Annotated in this window: 17 protein-coding genes; 5 read left to right on the forward strand and 12 right to left on the reverse strand. The window is 73.6% G+C overall.

Features of this window, described 5'->3' with window-relative positions:
* The 4 genes from ACFPZN_RS42375 to ACFPZN_RS42390 form a co-directional block, all read right to left on the reverse strand.
* On the reverse strand, nt 1-1239 hold a 1239-nt coding region (locus ACFPZN_RS42375; protein WP_378288255.1), incomplete at its 3' end, for a glycogen debranching protein.
* Between the two features lie 106 nt (nt 1240-1345).
* Nucleotides 1346-1813 (reverse strand): ATP-binding protein, encoded by a 468-nt coding sequence (locus ACFPZN_RS42380; RefSeq protein WP_378288256.1) that lies wholly within the window; start codon nt 1811-1813, stop codon nt 1346-1348.
* 115 nt (nt 1814-1928) lie between these two features.
* Nucleotides 1929-2450 carry a GNAT family N-acetyltransferase gene (locus ACFPZN_RS42385; RefSeq protein WP_378288257.1) on the reverse strand — a complete coding sequence of 174 codons (522 nt, stop codon included), beginning with the start codon at nt 2448-2450 and terminating at the stop codon, nt 1929-1931.
* 22 nt (nt 2451-2472) lie between these two features.
* Entirely contained in the window at nt 2473-3042 is a 570-nt protein-coding gene (locus tag ACFPZN_RS42390; protein WP_378288258.1) for a DUF4262 domain-containing protein, read from the reverse strand.
* A 160-nt stretch (nt 3043-3202) separates the two neighbouring features.
* Here ACFPZN_RS42390 and ACFPZN_RS42395 point away from each other — a divergent pair, with 160 nt between their 5' ends.
* Nucleotides 3203-4174: a hypothetical protein gene (locus tag ACFPZN_RS42395; RefSeq protein ID WP_378288259.1), complete on the forward strand. Its 972-nt coding sequence runs from the start codon at nt 3203-3205 to the stop codon at nt 4172-4174.
* An 18-nt stretch (nt 4175-4192) separates the two neighbouring features.
* Here the strand turns inward: ACFPZN_RS42395 and ACFPZN_RS42400 are convergent, their stop codons facing one another.
* Nucleotides 4193-5875 (reverse strand): Coagulation factor 5/8 type domain-containing protein, encoded by a 1683-nt coding sequence (locus ACFPZN_RS42400; protein WP_378288260.1) that lies wholly within the window; start codon nt 5873-5875, stop codon nt 4193-4195.
* 124 nt (nt 5876-5999) lie between these two features.
* On the opposite strand from ACFPZN_RS42400, the gene ACFPZN_RS42405 reads away from it, so the two are divergent.
* Nucleotides 6000-7463: a glycoside hydrolase family 1 protein gene (locus ACFPZN_RS42405; protein ID WP_378288261.1), complete on the forward strand. Its 1464-nt coding sequence runs from the start codon at nt 6000-6002 to the stop codon at nt 7461-7463.
* Nucleotides 7464-7476: 13 nt separating this feature from the next.
* Here ACFPZN_RS42405 and ACFPZN_RS42410 read toward each other — a convergent pair whose 3' ends face one another.
* The 4 genes from ACFPZN_RS42410 to ACFPZN_RS42425 form a co-directional block, all read right to left on the reverse strand.
* The gene (locus ACFPZN_RS42410) at nt 7477-8145 is read right to left on the reverse strand and encodes a hypothetical protein (RefSeq protein ID WP_378288262.1); all 669 of its coding nucleotides are present in this window, start codon (nt 8143-8145) and stop codon (nt 7477-7479) included.
* A gap of 248 nt (nt 8146-8393) precedes the next feature.
* On the reverse strand, nt 8394-9581 hold the full coding sequence (locus ACFPZN_RS42415) for a glycerophosphodiester phosphodiesterase (protein ID WP_378288263.1): 1188 nt from the start codon (nt 9579-9581) through the stop codon (nt 8394-8396).
* A 115-nt stretch (nt 9582-9696) separates the two neighbouring features.
* Nucleotides 9697-10902, reverse strand: a complete 1206-nt coding sequence (locus ACFPZN_RS42420) for a CaiB/BaiF CoA transferase family protein (protein WP_378288264.1) — start codon at nt 10900-10902, stop codon at nt 9697-9699.
* Between the two features lie 13 nt (nt 10903-10915).
* A complete protein-coding gene (locus tag ACFPZN_RS42425; RefSeq protein ID WP_378288265.1) occupies nt 10916-11578 on the reverse strand; it encodes a GntR family transcriptional regulator in 663 nt (220 codons plus the stop codon).
* Between the two features lie 21 nt (nt 11579-11599).
* On the opposite strand from ACFPZN_RS42425, the gene ACFPZN_RS42430 reads away from it, so the two are divergent.
* Nucleotides 11600-12532, forward strand: a complete 933-nt coding sequence (locus tag ACFPZN_RS42430; protein ID WP_378288266.1) for a hydroxymethylglutaryl-CoA lyase — start codon at nt 11600-11602, stop codon at nt 12530-12532.
* Here ACFPZN_RS42430 and ACFPZN_RS42435 read toward each other — a convergent pair whose 3' ends face one another.
* From ACFPZN_RS42435 to ACFPZN_RS42445, 3 genes are read right to left on the reverse strand one after another with little or no spacing between them, the layout of a single operon-like run.
* On the reverse strand, nt 12533-13909 hold the full coding sequence (locus ACFPZN_RS42435; RefSeq protein ID WP_378288267.1) for a phosphotransferase family protein: 1377 nt from the start codon (nt 13907-13909) through the stop codon (nt 12533-12535).
* Entirely contained in the window at nt 13906-14322 is a 417-nt protein-coding gene (locus ACFPZN_RS42440) for a nuclear transport factor 2 family protein (protein ID WP_378288268.1), read from the reverse strand. The genes ACFPZN_RS42435 and ACFPZN_RS42440 overlap by 4 nt, the downstream gene beginning before the upstream one ends.
* A 27-nt stretch (nt 14323-14349) precedes the next feature.
* Entirely contained in the window at nt 14350-15057 is a 708-nt protein-coding gene (locus tag ACFPZN_RS42445) for a TetR/AcrR family transcriptional regulator (RefSeq protein WP_378288269.1), read from the reverse strand.
* Nucleotides 15058-15206: 149 nt separating this feature from the next.
* Here ACFPZN_RS42445 and ACFPZN_RS42450 point away from each other — a divergent pair, with 149 nt between their 5' ends.
* Entirely contained in the window at nt 15207-16760 is a 1554-nt protein-coding gene (locus tag ACFPZN_RS42450; protein ID WP_378288270.1) for a class I adenylate-forming enzyme family protein, read from the forward strand.
* On the forward strand, nt 16757-17365 hold the full coding sequence (locus tag ACFPZN_RS42455) for a VOC family protein (RefSeq protein WP_378288271.1): 609 nt from the start codon (nt 16757-16759) through the stop codon (nt 17363-17365). The genes ACFPZN_RS42450 and ACFPZN_RS42455 overlap by 4 nt, the downstream gene beginning before the upstream one ends.
* Nucleotides 17366-17375 lie beyond the last annotated feature (10 nt).

A 17375-nucleotide genomic window follows, 5' to 3' on the forward strand; every position in this document is an offset into this window, starting at 1 on the left:
GGTGTCGCGGTACTTGCCGTTCCACTCGGTCCACAGCGGCGGGAAGTTGCCGACCTGGTAGCCGCCCTCGCCCACGTCCCACGGCTCGGCGATCAGCTTGACCTGCGACACCACCGGGTCCTGCTGGACCAGGTCGAAGAACGCCGCCAGCCGGTCGACGTCGTGCAGCTCCCGGGCCAGCGCCGAGGCCAGGTCGAACCGGAACCCGTCGACGTGCATCTCCAGCACCCAGTACCGCAGCGAGTCCATGATCAGCTGGAGCGCGTGCGGGCTGCGCACGTTCAGCGAGTTCCCGCAGCCGGTGTAGTCGAGGTGGTAGCGCTTGTCGTCGTCGCGCAGCCGGTAGTAGGCGGCGTTGTCGATGCCCCGGAACGACAGCGTCGGCCCCAGGTGGTCGCCCTCGGCGGTGTGGTTGTAGACCACGTCGAGGATCACCTCGATGCCCGCCGCGTGCAGCGCCCGCACCATCGCCTTGAACTCCAGCACCTGCTCGCCCAGCTGCCCGGAGGAGCTGTAGGCGTTGTGCGGCGCCAGGTAGCCCAGCGTGTTGTAGCCCCAGTAGTTGGTCAGGCCGCGCGCCACGAGCGCGTGCTCGGGGACGGACTGGTGGACCGGCATCAGCTCCACCGCCGTCACCCCGAGATCGGTGAGGTGGTCGATCATCACCGGGTGGGCCAGCGCCGCGTAGGTGCCGCGCCGCTCCGCCGGGATCGCCGGGTGCAGCCTGGTCAGCCCCTTCACGTGCGCCTCGTAGATCAGGCTCTCGTGGTAGGGCACCCGCGGCGGCCGGTCGTCGCCCCAGTCGAAGAACGGGTTGATCACCACGTTCTTCGGCATGTAGGGGGCGCTGTCGTCGGTGTTGAGGGCGTCGGGGTCGGCGAAGCGGTAGGAGAACAGCGACTCATGCCAGCTGAGCAGCTCGCCCCGCGTAACGCCCTCCACCGCCTTGGTGTACGGGTCGATCAGCAGCTTGGACGGGTTGCAGCGGTGGCCCTCGCGCGGCTCGTACGGGCCGTGCACCCGGTAGCCGTAGCGCTGGCCGGGGCCGACGCCGGGCAGGTAGCCGTGCCAGACGAACCCGTCGACCTCGGGCAGGTCGTGGCGCGTCTCCCGGCCCCCCGCGTCGAACAGGCACAGCTGCACGTGCTCCGCGGCCTCGGAGAACAGCGCGAAGTTGGTCCCGGTGCCGTCCCATGTGGCGCCCAGGGGGTAGGCCTCGCCGGGCCACACCTCCTGCATCTCCCCACCTTTCGGGTCCGGCGTGGCACGAGTTGCCACCGTCCCGGCCTTCGATTTTCCCCTACCCGCCGGACCACCGGGACCGGCACGCGGGGAACGGGGCGGTTCACCGCGCCGGGCCGCGGCCGCCGAGGGCGAACTCCGCCCACACCACGGTGTGGCGCCCCCGCCGCTCCGCGCCCCAGGCCAGGCTCAGCGCCTCGACCACGTGCAGGCCGCGCCCGCTCTCACCATTGTCGTCGGGGGCGCGCAGCCGCGGTGAACCGGCTCCCCCCTGGTCGGCCATCTCCAGCCGGAGGAGGTTCTCACCGGTGAGAAAGGTGATCGTGACCTGGCCGGCGCCGCCGTCCCCCGGGAGGCGCCCCGAACGGGAGTGCCGCACGGCGTTGGTGAAGAGTTCGCTGGCCACGACGGTGAGCTCGTACAGTCCGGGGAAGCCCGGGCCGAGCAGCGCCCGCGCGTACCGGCGCACCAGCGCGACGGCGGGCTCGACGCCCGGCAGCACGACGGCGCCCAGCACCGCGAGGGGGTCTTCCCGCGGGGAGCGCTGAACGTCCGGGGCTCGGGAGGCCATGGGCCGACTCCTCTCCGTGAGCGGAAGGCCGAAAGGGACCGGCTCACCTGGAGGTACGGCCGGCCGGGCGGGTAGCGCCGCCTCCAGAGCGGGAAATTTCCCCCTTTTCGGGGGCTCAGGAGTCCCGCTCGTCGCTCCAGACCTCCTCGTCCCCGGCGAACTCACCCGTGGGGCGCAGGCCCGCGCGGCGGGCGACGGCGGCGGAGGCGAGGTTGGCGGGGTGCACGTTGGCGGCCACGTGCCGCACGCCGTGCGCGGTGAGCCAGTCCACGAGCGCGCGGGCGGCCTCGGACGCGAACCCGAACCCCTGGTAGGGCATGCCGACCACCCACGCCACCGAGGCCCGCGGCCCGTCCCGGCCGGGGGTCACCGTGGCCTGGACGGTGCCGACGGCGCGGCCGTCCCGGCGCCGCCGCACGATCCAGTTGAGCCACTGCTCCTGGTGGAACGGCGAGGGGCCGGCGGCCAGGTGCTCGTACCGGGCCCGCAGTTCCTCCAGGGTGAGCGGGGCGCCGCCCATGTAGCGGTGCAGCCGGGCGTCGCCGAGCACGTCCGCCATCTCCTCGGCGTGGTGGACGGCCAGCGGTTCGAGCCGCAGCCGCGGCGTTTCGACGGTCTCGGTGATCGGCCGGTGCACCCGCCGACCCTATGCCCAGGCCCTAGGCCCCGGTGGCGGGGGCGGACAGCCGGTGCGTCCAGGCGCCCTCGGGGTGTTGGCGCGGGTCGAGCCACAGCCAGGGCTGGGCGCGGCGGAAGGGCAGTTCGGTGCCGGGCTGCCACGGGTACAGGCCGTTCTGGTCGGGCCACACCACCTGGAGGAAGGGCAGCGGCGGGCGGCGGTAGAAGGCGACGGCGCCGCCGAAGGCGCCCTCGTACCAGCGGGTGTCGACGGAGCGGAAGGCGGCCGGGCGGCCCCGGACGACGTCGTCGCGCTGCTCGCCGTCGGCGGGCGCGCTGTCCTCGGCGACCGCGCGGCCGAGGGAGTTGAGGATCTCCTCCATCTCGTACACGTCGCCGCCGAACATGGCCAGTTCCGGGGAGCGGTGGCTGTGCCAGAGCCCGATGGTGTACGCCCAGCCCGGCGCCGAGTCGCCGGCGGGGACCAGGACGACGCTCCAGCCGTACTGGGTGATGTGCACGATCGTGCGGAGTTGGAAGTTGTCCAGGCGGTCGCGATCGCCGTAGTCGTGGCAGATGATGCATGCGCAGGCGGGGCGGCCGTCGGACATGGTTGTCAGCTTAAGGCCAGTGATCGCCTTCGCCGACCGGATGTAACGTGCATATGCACGTGCATCGCCGGTTTCGGGTGATTCCGCCCCTCGACTTTGGTCCATGGGCCGTGGCCGGAAGGCGGTCGTCCACCCGGACCGGTGCGGTTAGCGTCGGGGCATGCCGCTGACGATCAAGGGGATCTCCTACACCGTCGAGGAGCTGCCGCCCGAGGTCGTGCGCCGCGATCTGGCCGCCGTCCGCGACGCGCTGCACTGCACGACGGTGATGCTCATCGGCACCGACACCGCGCGGCAGATCGAGGCCGCCCGGCAGGCCCTGGAACTGGGGCTCGCGGTCTACATCAGGCCCTACCTCCCCGACCGGCCCCACCGGGAACTGCTGGACCACCTCGCCGCCACGGCGGCCGCGGCCGAGGAACTGCGCGCCCGGTTCCCGGACCGGGTCACGCTCCTGGTGGGCAGCGAGTTCTCCCTCACCGCGCCGGGGATGCTCCCCGGGCCGCGCGTCTTCGTCCGCCTGCAGGTGCTGGTCCGGCCGCGGCTGCGGCGCCTGTTCGACCGCCGCGTCACCCGCGGGCTCAACGCGCTGCTCGCCGACGCCCTCGCCACCGCGCGGCGCTCCTTCCGCGGTCCCGTCACCTACGCCGCCGGCTTCTGGGAGGACGTGGACTGGTCGGGCTTCGACATCGTCGGGATCAACCTCTACCGCCTGGGCACCGACCACGCCGGCTACGAGGAGAGGCTGCGCGCCCTGCGGCGGGACGACGGCAAGCCGGTGGTGGTCACCGAGTTCGGCTGCGGCGCGTTCACCGGCGCCGACCTGATGGGGCCGGGGTCGTTCCGGATCGTCCGCTGGTTCGCCGACCCGCCCCGCGTCCGGGACGGCCACGTGCGCGACGAGCGCACGCAGGCCGCCTACCTCTCCGACCTCATCGGCCTGTACGGCGAGCACGGCGTGGACGGCTGCTTCGTGTTCACCTTCGCCATGCGCGACTTCCCCCACCGCGCCGACCCGGGCCGCGACCTCGACATGGCCGGGTTCGGCGTGGTGAAGGTGTCCGCCGACGACCCCGGGCGGTGGGAGCCGAAGGAGGCCTTCCACGAGGTGGCCCGCCGCTTCGGGGCATGAGCGGCGGGCCGCCCGCGGTCAGCCGGTCCCGGTCTCGGCGCGCCGCCACATCTGGAGGTAGACCTCCGCGCCGCGCGCCAGGTCCTCGGTGATCTCGGGTCCGGCGAGGGTGCGCATGTCGGCGATCCAGTCCGGGACGAGGCCGTAGTTGGCGACGCCCTCGGTGTTGACGTCCCAGGTGCGCAGGCCGGTGCGCTGCCGGTCGAGCGTCACCCCGGGGTCGACCGGCGAGGTGAACGGGTACTGCAGCCGGTTCCCGTCGTTGCCCGCGCGCGGCGGCGGCAGCGCGCCCATGCCGTTGGCGTCCAGGCCGTAGCCGTACCCGAAGGCGCGGCCCGGGGCGCGGTGCTCCTTGTTGGCCCGCCATTCCCGGACGAACTGGTCCGCCGCGTGCCCGTACCCCGTGATCATCCCGCCCAGCCGGTAGAGGCGGCGCGCGTAGTTCCCGTCCATCCAGCTGTGCGACGACACCACGCCCGAGTAGTCGTGCTCCTCCAGGATCGCGAGGGTCCGGTCGGCGGCCTTGACGCTCATGTGGTCGATCTCGACGATCATGTTGCGGTCGATCAGGCCCTTCAGCGCGTACTCGCCGAGCTCGCTGAGGCCGTGCACGTTGCAGTGCGGCGGGCTGGGATACAGCGGCAGGGTGAGCCCGGCCTGGCCGAGCCCGCTCAGCGGCCCCCGGAGCAGGTCGCCCAGCGCGCCGGACGGCTGGATCGCGTTGTCGTGCTCGGTCCCGGTGCACGGTTCCACCTGCCAGAACCGCCCGGTGCCCAGGAAATTGCCCAGGTTCACGATGACGCCGGTGGTGCCGGAGTCGAACCGCACGCCGCACAGCGCGTTGTCGAACTTGTGGCACAGGAACATCGAGCTGACGCCGAGGTCCTTCATCTCGTCCAGGCCCCGGTCGATCTGCTCGCGCGTGCATCCCGGCCGGCCGCCGGCCTGCCGGCAGCCGAACGGCTCGGACGCCTCGACGCCGAGGACCACGGCCAGCTTCCCGTCCTCGATCACCTTCCGGGCCTCGGCGGCGCCGCGGACGATCCGGAACCAGCCCTTGCCCGGGCCGCCGTTCAGCCGGTCGATGTAGTCCTGCATCTCGGTCATCCGCCGGGCCTCGAGCCGGACGATGTCCATCTCGTCGCAGGTGTTGCTCTTGATCGGGTAGATCTCGCAGATCTGCCGGTTGGCGACCAGGTGGTTGACCAGGACGCGCTGGCCGGCCCGCCAGGATCGCTCCAGCCACGTGTGGTACGCCTGCTGGTGGGTGCGCGAGTCCCAGGCGGGCCAGTCCTTGAACGTCGGCCAGCCGACCGGGTCGTGGGTGCCCAGCGGGGTGCCGTGCCTGGTGAAGTTCTCGAACCAGGCCAGGGCGCCGTTGCCGGCGTGGTCGAAGCAGTCGCGCAGCGCCGCCTGGACGCCGGCGGGGTCGAAGGGCTTGCCGCAGAACAGCCTGCCGCCGAACGCCTCGTACGCCATCAGGTGGGTGTGCGCGTCGACGTACCCGCGCACCTCCCCGTCGGGGGTCGTCCCCTTGAAGGGGGCGCCGGTCGCGCCGGTGCCCGGTTCGGGCACCCGTCCGGCGGTCGCGGCGGCGGTCGCGGGTTGCAGGGGGGCGGCGAGGACGGCGAGCAGGAGGGCGACGAGGGTCAGGGCGAGCGGTGCCAGAGCGGAACGCGACAGGGGGCGGATGTCGGACATGCGCACCTCGACGTGGGGGAGCGTCCCGTGGAGGATCGTTCCACGGCCGTTGGTGCAGGGATATCACCGATCCGGAAGAAAGTGAATAAGGCTCATGTTAACGGTCGGGCCCCAGTGGCCTAATATGAATGTCTCTCACGTTGTCTCGGGGCGGAGCAGGCAGGAGCGGACCGTGCAGGAGCCGACCATCGACGCGCTTCCCCGCTTTCCCGGCGGCTTCCTCTGGGGAACGGCCACCTCGGCGTACCAGATCGAGGGCGCGGTCGCGGAGGACGGCCGCGGCACCAGCGTCTGGGACGCCTTCTGCGCCGCACCCGGCCGGATCAAGAACGGCGACACCGGCGCGATCGCCTGCGACCACTACCACCGCTGGCCCGAAGACCTCGCGCTGATGGCCGGGCTGGGCGTGAACGCCTACCGCTTCTCGGTCGCCTGGCCCCGGATCCAGCCCGAGGGTCGCGGCGCCGCCAACGCCACGGGCCTGGACTTCTACGACCGCCTCGTCGACGCCCTCGCGGAACGCGGCATCGCGCCCGCCCTGACCCTCTACCACTGGGACCTGCCGCAGGCGCTGCAGGACGACGGCGGCTGGATGAACCGCGACACCGCCCACCGCTTCGCCGAGTACGCGGCCCTGGTCGCCGACCGGCTGGGCGACCGCGTGCCGACCTGGATCACCCTGAACGAGCCGTTCGTCCACATGACCGAGGGCTACGGGCTCGGCACCCACGCACCGGGCGAGGCGCTCCTGCTGGACGCCCTGCCCGCGGCCCACCACCTGCTGCTCGGCCACGGGCTCGCCGTGCCCGCGCTGCGCGAACGGACCTCCGGCCAGATCGCGATCACCAACAACTACAGCCCCGTCTGGGCCGCCACCGGCTCGTCCGCCGACCGCGCCGCCGCCACCGCCTTCGACGCCCTGCAGAACCGGCTGTTCACCGATCCGGTGCTGCTGGGCCGCCTGCCCGACCTGACCGCCTTCGGGATCGGCGACCCGCCGTTCGTCCGGGACGGCGATCTCCGGACCGTCTCCGCCCCGATCGACCGGCTCGGCGTCAACTACTACAGCCCGACCATGGTCGCCGCCCCGCACACGGCGCCCGCGCCGTCCGGGCCGTCCGGGGCCTCGGTCCTCGGCGAGGTCGGGGACCGGCTCGACGGCGCGGGCCTGCCCTTCCAGGACACCCCGATCGAGGGCTACCCGTCCACCGCGTTCGGCTGGCCGGTCGTGCCGGACGGCCTGCGCGAGATGCTGGTCGCGCTCCGCGACCGGTACGGCGACGCCCTCCCGCCGATCCTGGTCACCGAGAACGGGTGCTCGGCGCGGGACGAGCCCGGCCGCCCCGACCTGGAGCGGATCGAGTACCTGGACGGCCATCTGCGCGCGCTGCACCGGGCCGTCGAGGCCGGGGTGGACGTGCGCGGCTACTTCGTGTGGTCGCTGCTGGACAACTTCGAGTGGGCCGAGGGGTACGACCAGCGGTTCGGGCTTGTCCACGTCGACTTCACCACGTGGGAGCGCACGCCCAAGGCGTCCTACCACTGGTTCCGGAGGCAGCTCGAAGCGCAGCGCCGTCCCGCCCGGTGAAAGGGGCGGGCGGTCAGCGGAGGCGCACCACGACGCGTCCGGTGTGCGCGTCGCGGCCGAGCAGGACGAACCTGGCGAGCACGGCGAGGGCCAGCAGGCACGCCCCCATCTCCAGGGCCTCCTCGACGCTGGTCCCGACGGCGTAGACGACGTCGGCACCCTGGCGGCGCGCCCATCCGTTGAAGCTCTCGACCACCAGCGCGCCCGTCAGGTAGGCGGCCAGGGCGCCGAGCAGGCCGCGACGCAGGTCGGGCGGCAGGCGCCGGGCCCACAGCACCGCGCAGAGCGTTCCGGTCAGCGCGAGGGCCGCGCCCGGCAGGACCCAGGCGTAGGTGGGGAGGGCGAGGCCGAGCTCGCGGGCCCACGCGCGGCCGGGCCCGGCGAGCCGTTCGTGCACCTGCACCGTCTCGTCGATGCTGAGCCAGGCGGCCGCCGCCTCCAGCGCCGGCCAGGAGCGGCGGCCGGGACGGGCGTCCCGGCCGGACAGCACCGCCGCCACGAGCGCCGTCCCCGCCACCGAGAGCAGCAGCGTGCTGTTCCACCAGGTGGCCAGGTTCGCCTCGGCGCCGACGTTGAACGCCCATCTCAGCGCCGGCACCGGCTCGACGTAGTGGTGGAAGCCGCGGATGGCGAGATCGGCGGCGACGAGCGCGGCGGTGATCCCGGCCGCGATCGGCAGCACGGCGCGTCCCGGCCGGCGGGGCGTGTCCGCCGGCCGGGACCCGTGCCTGACGGGAGGTGCGCCAAGGGCGTCCTGAGGGGTCATGGCGCGGAAAGCTAGCGGCGCATGATGAGGAGAACGCCCCCGCGTTCGTCGCGGGCCCTCGCCCTTCGCCCGTGCCCGTCCGCTGTTTCCCAGGTCAGCGAGCGGGCGCGGGCGAACGCAGATGAAGAAGCCCTCATCGGCCTCTCATCATGCCGGTCGCCTGGCTAGGCGAATCGCGAGCAGGCCAAGGTGAAACGGACGGAGGCGATGTCGCCGGCGTAACCGGACCCTGCCCGCGAGGCTTCGTGCAGCGCGCCGCACGCGCGGCCGGCGTCGCGGGCCCTCACGTACTTGCGCGCCTGGTTCAGGTTCTTCTCCACCTGCTTGAGCGCGCGGTCGTGCCGGTCCTTGCGGTCGGCCTTGACGTGCGCCCGCAGCTCCGCGATCTGCGGGGCCGCGGTCGTGAACCGCTTGGCGTCGATGTCGTCCAGCAGTTGCTTGAGGACCGCCGGGACATCGGAGAGCAGCCCGGTCGCGCCCAGGCCGAGCAGCTCGTCCATCGCCTCGTAGCCCGCGTCGTTGGTCGTCGACCAGACGGGCGTGCCCCGCGACACGACGTCCTCCACCGCGCACGAGGCGGAGCCGGGATGCGACCGCTCGCCGCGCTGGTAGGCGGCGACCCGGGCCGCGTAGTCGGCCTTGCACTCGGTGGTGTCCCGGGACGCGGTGATCCACTCCGGCCACAGCCGGATGTAGTCCACGCCGGCGTCGATGAACGCGCCGGCGTCCGCGGCGGTGGCGATGAAGCCCAGGGTGGTCAGGCCCGGGTCGAGCCGCTTGAACTCGCCGAGCGCCTGGACCGTGCGCGGACCCACGATGACCTGCGAGGCCATGCCGTGCTCCTGGGTGATCCGGACGATCTCCGGGACCCGCGAGGCGTCCTTGATGTCGAGCAGCAGGCGCACGCCGCTGCCCTTGACCGCCTCCAACGTCTCGGTGTAGGTCGGGACGCGCTCCCCGGCGAACTCCTCGCCCGCGTGGCCGCCCGCGTCCAGCGCCTTGACCTGGGCCAGCGTGAGGTCGCCGATCCGGCCGGTGCCGTCGGTGGTCCGGTCGACGGTGTCGTCGTGCAGGATGACGATCTGGCCGTCCTTGGTGAGGCGCAGGTCGATCTCGATGGCGTCCACGCCCATGGCGATCGAGTTGCGGAACGCGGCGAGCGTGTTCTCCGGGAACCCGGGCGACAGCCCGCGGTGGTTGACGAGGGTGAGTTCGGCGTCGGGATAGGGGAAGGGCGCGGTCCGCTCGGGAGCGGCGTGCGCGGGCCCGGCCAGGGCGAGCGGTACGGCGACGGCGGCGGTCAGCACCGCGAGCGCGGCCTTCCGCGTCCACGAGGTGGTTCGGTGTGTCACATCCGGAAAATAGGGATGTTTCATGATCTACCACGCACTACGGAATGAACGTGAGATCTCGGATGCCGGAACCGTTGCTCGCGGCCGACCTGACCCGGGGCCCGCGCCCGCCGGATCAGATGGTGCCCGCGGCGGCCAGGGCGGCGACCTCCTCGTCCGCCAGGCCCAGGAGGCCGCCGTACACGTCGGCGTTGTGCTGGCCGAGGGCAGGGCCCAGGGAGCGGACCTCGCCCGGAGTGGACGACAGCTTCGGGAACACGTTGTGCATCGGGAAGTCGCCGAAGTCGGGGTGGGCCATCCGGATGATGGCCTCGCGGGCCCGGTAGTGGGGGTCGGCGAGCATGTCCTTGGCACGGTAGGTGAGCCCGGCCGGGATGCCGTTCTCGTGCAGGAGCTCCAGCAGCGCGGCCGAGTCCTGCCCGGCCGTCCACGCGCCGATGAGGTCGTCGAGCTCCTCGGCGTGGGCGCCGCGGGCGCCGTGCGTGGCGAACCGCTCGTCGTCGGCCAGCTCCGGACGGTCCATCAGCGCCGCCAGCCGCCGCCAGATCGTGTCGCGGTTGGCGGCGATGAGGACCGGCCCGTCCTTGGTGGGGTAGACGTTGCTGGGCGCGACGTTGGGCAGCACCGAGCCGGTGCGCTCGCGCTGGTAGCCGGCGATCTCCCACTCGGGGATCAGCGACTCCATCATCGCCAGGACGGCCTCGTACAGCGCCGAGTCGACGACCTGGCCGCGCCCGGTGCGGTGCCGCGCGTGCACGGCGACCAGGGTGCCGAGCGCCGCGAAGGTGCCCGCCAGCTCGTCGCCGAGCGAGATCCCGGCGCGGGACGGCGGCATGCCCGGATCGCCGGTCACGTACCGGATCCCGCCCATCGCCTCGCCGATCGAGCCGAACCCGGCGCGGGGCGCGTACGGGCCGTCCTGCCCGTACCCGGTGACCCGGGTGATGATCAGCCCGGGGTTCTCGGCGTGCAGGTCGGCGGGCGCCAGGCCCCAGCGCTCCAGCGTGCCGGGGCGGAAGTTCTCCACCAGGACGTCGGCGCGCGCGATGACGCGGCGGGCCAGCGCCTGCCCCTCGGGCGTGCGCAGGTCGCAGGTGACCGACTTCTTGTTGCGGGCGAGGATCGGCCACCACAGCGACTTGCCGTGCGGCTTCTCCCGCCCCCACTCGCGCATCGGGTCGCCGGCGCCCGGCGGCTCGATCTTGATGATCTCGGCGCCGAAGTCGCCGAGGAGCTGGCCGCAGAACGGGCCGGCCAGCAGCTGGCCCATCTCCACGACCCGCAGGTCGCCCAAGGCTCGGGGGGAGGTGTCTTCGCTCATCGTTCCCTGTCGTTCATCGTTCCCGGTCGCTGGTGTCCTCGGCGGCGGTCGCGCCGCGGAGATGGGCCGCGGCGGCGCGCACGTGGGCGCGCATCACCGACTCGGCCCAGTCCGGGTCGCCCGCGGTGATGGCCGCGACCAGTTCCCGGTGGTGGTTCATGCTCCGGGCCATGGCGTCCGCGTCGTACCGGCGGAAGGTGCCGAGGATCAGCGGGGCGTGCATGACCGAGGTGAGCATCCCCGGCAGCCGGCGGTTGCCGGAGGCGTCGATGACCGCGGCGTGGAAGCGGGAGTTCAGCTGGGCGACCCTGCCGAGGTCGCCGTCCGCCGCGGCCCGCTCCATCGCCGCGCACTGGCCGCGAAGAGCGTCCAGGACGGCCTCGTCCTGGCCGAGCCGGGCCGCGCGCGCCGCCGCGTACGGCTCCAGCAGCGAGCGCAGCTCGAAGATCTCGGCCAGGTCGTTCCGCGTCCACCGCACGACCCGGGCGCCGCGGTGCGGCAGCACCTCGACCAGCCCGTCGGCGCCGAGGCGCTGCAGCGCCTCCCGCACGGGGGTGCGGGAGAGGCCCAGCGTCTCGGCGAGTTCGGCCTCGCCGAGCCTGCTGCCCGCCTCGGCCTCCCCGGACAGGATCATCTGGCGCACCGCCTCGTAGGCGGTGTCAGTGGCGCGGGCCATCGATACTCCTTGACGTATTGCATGCAATATAGTCGAAAGAACAGGGAAACTGCGAGCTTGGGAGACAGATTGCATACAACAGTGCTGGAGGTCGGTCCTCGGGACGGCCTCCAGAACGAAGCGCGCACGCTGTCCCCGGAGGACAGGATCGCGTTCATCACCCGCTGCGTGGAAGCCGGGGCGCGCCGGATCGAGGCCGTCTCGTTCGTCAACCCCAAGCGCGTGCCGCAGATGGCGGGCGCCGAAGAGGTCATGGCCGGCGTGCCGCGCCGCGACGGCGTGTCCTACAGCGGCCTGGTGCTCAACCGGAGGGGTCTCGACCGCGCCCTCGCCGCCGGGGTGGACGAGGTGAACGTGGTCGTGGTCGCCTCCGACACGTTCAGCGTCCGCAACCAGGGCTGCACGACCGCCGAGATGCTGGACGCCTGGGACGCGATCGCCGCGGCCGCCGCGGACGCGGGCGTGCCCGCCGGGGTGACGATCGCCGCCGCCTTCGGCTGCCCCTTCGAGGGGGAGACGCCGCCCGCCCGGGTCGCGGAGATCGCCCGCCGCGCGCACGCGGCCGGGGCCTCGGAGATCGCGCTCGCCGACACGATCGGCGTGGGCGTCCCCGCGCAGGTCCGCGACCTGACGCGGCGCACGCGCGAGGCCGCCCCCGGCACCCCGCTCCGCTTCCACTTCCACAACACCCGCAACACCGGCTACGCCAACGCCCTCACCGCCGTGGACGAGGGCGTCACCGTCCTGGACGCCGCCGCCGGCGGGTTCGGCGGCTGCCCCTTCGCGCCCGCCGCCACCGGCAACATCGCCACCGAGGACCTTCTGTACGCGCTGCACCGCAGCGGTATCGACACCGGGTACGACATGGAGGCCGTCGCCGCCACGGGCATCTGGCTCGGCGAGCTGCTCGGCAAGCCCGCCCCCGCCCTCCTGGGCCGCGCCGGCCCCTTCTGATCAGGCGGGGAGCGACAGGTGGCGGGGGTTGGCGACCGTCAGCTTGTCCACGACGGACGCGCGGACCGCCGCCACGACCTCCTCCATCCGGCCGTCGAGCCGGCCGGTGCGGATGGCCAGGGCCAGGTCCGCGTCGTCCGCGCAGCCCAGGGCGCGCAGGCGCTCGCGGTGCGCGACCCAGTGCGCGTCGCCCAGCAGCAGCTCGCGCCGGGCGACGCGCAGCGCGGACGCCGCCACGCGGGCGTGGAAGCGCAGCCGCTCGTCGGGCTGCTCCGCGCCGTCCAGGAACGCGGCGGCCGCGTCGATGAGGGCGGCCGCGCCGGGACGGTCGTGCGGGACCGACGCCGCGCGCGCCCCGGCGGCGGCGCCGTCGCCGTCGAGCGGATCGGGGACGGTGACGGGGGAGGTCAGGCCCAGGGCCAGCAGCAGGTCGTGCTCCTGCTCGCAGACCTTCCGGCCCAGCACCGCGTACTCGACCGACGGGTCGGAGCCGTCCAGGAAGCGCTCGGCCTGGTGGCGGCACAGGACCGTCCAGCGCAGCGTGCCGAACACCTCCCACCAGCGCAGCGCCCCGGGCGCGGGCGGCGTGCCGCCCGCCGCGGCGTACCCCTCCAGCAGCGCCTCGCGCGGGCCGAAGCCGCCGACCGGATCGGGCGCGCCGAACCGCCACGCCTTCACGCACAGCCAGCCCAGGTCCTCGGCCGGGTCTCCGGCGTGCGCCAGCTCCCAGTCCAGGACGCCGCGGACGCCCGGCTCGCCGACCATCAGGTTGCCGTTGCGGAAGTCGCCGTGCACGACCGACCGGCGGGCGGACGGCTCCGGACGGTGCCGGTCCAGCCAGCGCAGCGCCAGTTCCACGGCGGGACGCGGCTCGGCGAAGCCGTCGTAGCGCGCGGCGATCTCCTCCAGCGGATCGCCGTCCGGCAGCCCCGGGACGGCGCCGGGCGGGATCGTGTGCAGCCGCGCGAGGATGGCGCCCAGTTCGCGGGCGAGGCGCGACCTGACCCCGGCGAAGCGCGCGTCGCGCAGCAGGCGGCGCGGGATCGTCTCGCCGTCCAGCCGCTCCATGATCAGGTAGGGCGGGCCGAGCAGGTCCGGGCCGTGGTCCACGAGCCGGGGGACGGGCACGCCCGCGGCCGCCGCGGCGGCGAGCAGCGCCGCCTCCCGGGCCATTGCCGCAGGGTCGGGGGACGCCGGCGGGTCGCGGCGCAGCACCAGGGCCCGGCCGCCGGCGTCGAACGCCCAGGTCTCGCGGCTCGCCCCGCCCGAAAGCCGGCGCAGCCCGGTCACCTCCGCCGCCAGCGCCGGGAGGGCGGCGAGCGCCGCGGCGATCCCCTCGGCCGTCCCGGCGGCGGGGGCCGCGTCCTGCACGGTCATGACCGGGCCGCGCGCTGCGCGTCGGCGAGGGCGTGCAGCGGGTCGGCCCCCCTGCTGTCGGCGTACTCCTCGATGCGCGCGATGCGGCCCCGGCCGTCCACGGTGACGAACAGGCAGGCGGCCACCTCGATCGGGGTGCGGCCGGCGTCCAGCAGGCGGCCGCGCAGTACGTGCCGCTGCACGTAGCCGTCCGGGAGCGGATCGCGGCGGAGCACCTCGTAGCGGAAGTCCTCCAGGTTGCGGGCGAGCCAGCGCAGCGTCCGCAGGTTGTCCTCCACCTCCTGCTCCGCCCCGCCGCCCTCGCCCGGCCCGTTGTGCCAGATCTTCGCGCCGGGCGCGTAGAGGGCGCGGAGCGTGTCCGCGTCGCCGCTCGTGATGGCGGTGATGAACTGGTCGGCGAGGTCCTGGTGCACGGGGTCTCCTCGTGGGGATGGGGCGGGTCAGTCGTCCGGCGGCAGGCCGAGGGCGCGGATGTTGAGGGTGTCCAGGGTGTCCAGGAGCCGCCGCGTGGCCGGCGGGTCCTCGCCCTGGACGAGCCAGAGGTACAGGGAGTGGTCGACCATCGCGGCGAGCGCGCGGGCCGTCGTCTCGGGGTCGAGGTCGGCGGCGACGAGCCCGGCGCGCTGCCACCGCTCGATCGCCTTGGCGGAGCGTCCGACGGAGAGGGCGCGGTGCTTGCGCCGCATCTCCTGGAACTCCTCGTTGAACGTCGCGACCTGCTCGATGATCGCCATCATCCTGGCGTTGCGCAGGTACGCCTCGTAGTAGGCGCGGTTGGCGCGGCGTATCCGCGCGGCGGGGGAGGGGGCGCCGGACGGCCCGTCGGCGGCGGGCCGGGAACCGGGGCCGGGCACGGCCGAGTGCCGCGTCATGTCCTCGAAGAGGCGGTCGGCGATCTCCAGGAAGACCGCCTCCTTGGACGGGAAGTAGGTGTAGAAGGACCCGTAGGCGACCTTGGCGTGCCGGGTGATGTGCGCGACCCGGGTGTCGAGGAAGCCGCGCTCCTCGAACACCTCCCGCGCGGCGGCGAGCAGCCGCTCCCGCGTCCGGGCGCCGCGCTCGGTGAGCGGCATCGGCTGCCCGCCCCCGTCCGCCGGCCGCGCCCCGTCCGCGGGCCGCGCCTGGTCCGGATCCGCGCCGCTGCCCATGTGGTGGTCCTCCCTCTCCCGTTCCCGCCGCTCCGGCGGGGTTGACAACCCGATGGTGGCAGGAACAGGATCCGAGCATCGAGCAACTTGATATGACTGTCAAGTCAACTCCGAGGAGGCGCGATGGACGGCACCGGGCCGGAGGATCCATGCTGATCAACGACATCGTCGAGTACGCGGCCCGCAAGCACCCCGGGCGGACCGCGCTGAGGTTCGAGGACGAGGCGATCACCTTCGCCGGGCTGCGGGACCGGGTCCGGCGCGTCGCCAACGCGCTGCCGTCGATCGCCGCGCCCGGCGACCGGGTCGCGGTCCTGGCGGGGAACCGGCCCGAGTACGTCGACCTCTACTACGGCGTCCCGGCCGCGGGCATGGCGCTGACCCTGCTCAACCACCGGCTGCACCCGTCCGAGATCGCCGCGCTGGTCGACCACGCCCAGGCCACGGTGCTGATCGTGAGCGCCGAGCACCTCGCCGCGATGGGCGGGCTGCGCGAGGCGATGCCCACCGTGAAGCACCTCGTCGCCCTCGACGGCCCGGACGCCGCCGCCGACCTCGCCTACGCCGACCTGGTCGCGGCCGCGCCCGCCACCGAGCCGCCCCGCGCCGACGAGGACTCCGCCGCCTGGCTCGTCTACACCAGCGGCACCACCGGAACGCCCAAGGGGGTGCCGCTGTCCCACCGGAACCTGGTCACCGGGGTGACGAGCTCGGCGGCGCAGTGGGAGATCCCGGACGAGACCGTGTTCCTGTTCTGCTTCCCGCTGTGCCACGTGGGCGGCTACGCGGTGCTGGTCAACCACCTGCGGTCCGGGACGGTCGGGATCGTGCGGGCCTACGACAACGCGACGTTCCTGCGCCTGGTCGCCGAGTGGAAGGTCACCCAGACCGGCCTGGCCCCGACGATGATCGCGTTCCTGCTCGACCATCCCGGGATCGAGGACCACGACCTGGGCACCCTGCAGGCCATCGGGTACGGCGCGTCCGCCATCCCCGCCGAGGTGCTGCGGCGCGGCATGCGGGTGCTCGGCTGCGACTTCTACCAGGGGTTCGGGATGACCGAGCTCGGCGGCAACATCCTGTACTTCGGGATCGCCGAGCACCGGCGCGCCGCCGCGGGCGAGGAGCACCTGCTCGCCGCCGCCGGCCGCGTCATGGACCTCGCCGACATCAGGATCGTGGACGCCGCGTTCCAGGACGTCGCGCCCGGCGAGCCCGGCGAGATGCTGGTCCGCTGCGACCAGGTGACGCGGGGCTACTGGCGCGAGCCCGAGCTGACCGCCGCCGCCTTCCACGACGGCTGGTTCCGCACCGGCGACGTCGTCCGGCGGGACGCGGAGGGCATGGTCTACATCGTCGACCGGATCAAGGACATGATCATCACCGGTGGCGAGAACGTCGCGTCCCGCGAGGTGGAGCAGGTGCTCTACGCCCACCCCGCGGTCGCGGACGCGGCCGTCTACGGCGCCCCGGACCCGCGCTGGGGCGAGGCGGTCCACGCCGCCGTCGTGCTGCGCCCCGGCGCGGCCGAGCCCGGCGAGGCCGCCGCCGGCGACATCATCGCGTTCGCGCGCGAACGCCTGGGCGGCTACAAGGTGCCGCGCCGGGTCGAGTTCGTCGCCGAACTGCCCCGCAACGTCGCGGGCAAGGTCCTCAAGCGGGACCTGCGCGCGCGCCACACCGCTCCCGAGGAGGTCCCATGACCGCGCAGAACACCGAGTTCGAGCTGGGCGGCATCAACCATCTCGCGCTGGTGTCGTCCGACATGCGGCGCACGATCGACTTCTACTCCGGCGTGCTCGGCATGCCGCTGGTCAAGACGCTGGACCTGCCCGGCGGGATGGGCCAGCACTTCTTCTTCGACTGCGGCGGCGGCGACTGCGTGGCGTTCTTCTGGTTCCCGGACGCGCCCGACGGCGTGCCGGGGATCTCCGCCCCGGCGACCCGTCCCGAGCAGGGCGAGCTGCTCAGCGCCGTCGGCTCGATGAACCACGTCGCCTTCCACGTGCCGCCCGCCAGGTTCGAGGAGTACCGGCGGCGGCTGAGGGACAAGGGCGTCGAGGTCAGCCCGATCCTCAACCACGACGACAGCCCGTCCGGGGTGTCGCGCGAGGTGCACGACGGGGTGTTCGTCCGGTCCTTCTACTTCCAGGACCCCGATGGGATCCTGCTGGAGTTCGCGTGCTGGACGCGGTCGTTCACCGGAGCCGACGTCGCCCACGAACCGAGGACCTCCGCCGACCGCACCGTCCCGCCCGCCCCCGCCCCCGCCCCCGCCGACGGCGCTCCCGCCGCCGCGCGCCGCTAGAGAAGGAGCA

Source organism: Actinomadura rugatobispora, assembly GCF_042656285.1.
Taxonomy (GTDB): Bacteria; Actinomycetota; Actinomycetes; order Streptosporangiales; family Streptosporangiaceae; genus Spirillospora; species Spirillospora rugatobispora.